The organism is Nocardia thailandica NBRC 100428 (assembly GCF_000308795.1).
GTDB lineage: Bacteria > Actinomycetota > Actinomycetes > Mycobacteriales > Mycobacteriaceae > Nocardia > Nocardia thailandica.
Genome location: NZ_BAGK01000263.1, coordinates 1 through 546 on the forward strand (window position 1 = coordinate 1; position 546 = coordinate 546).

The window sequence follows — 546 nt, forward strand, 5'->3', positions numbered from 1 at the left end:
GGGCGCCCTCGGTGGCGCGGTCGGCGTCGGTTCGCAGCTCGGCGGGGCTCTCGACGGTGCCGCCGATGCGACGGCAGGTCTCGGTGGCGCCCTCGGTGGGGCTCTTGGCGGCGCGCTCAACGCGGGCGCGGGCCTCGGTGGCGCGCTGAACGGCGCCGCTGATGCGGCCGCTGGTGTCGGCGCGGGTCTGGGTGGTGTTCTCGGCGGCGCGGCCGAAACCGGAGCGCACCTCGGCGGGGCGCTCGACGGCGTGGCCGGCGCCGCGATCGGTCTCGGTGGCGCCCTCGACGGTGCCGCCACCACCGGTGCGAATCTGGGCGGAGCGCTGACTGGCGCCGTCGACACGGCCGCCGGTGTAGGCGCGGGCCTCGGCGGCGCGATCGGCGGCGCCGCCGATACCGGTGTGGGCCTCGGCGGCGCGCTGACCGGCGCGGCCGACGCTGCGATCGACCTGGGCGCAGGCTTGGGCGGCGCGCTCGATGGTGCCGCGAATGCTGGTGTGGGCCTTGGCGGTGCGCTGACGGGTGCCGCCGACGCTGCGGTCGG

General features: G+C 78.4%; 1 protein-coding gene. It reads right to left on the reverse strand.

Annotated features, from left to right (window positions below):
• The coding region (locus ON36_RS33020; RefSeq protein ID WP_373281851.1) for a hypothetical protein at window positions 1-546 on the reverse strand (546 nt) is incomplete at both ends.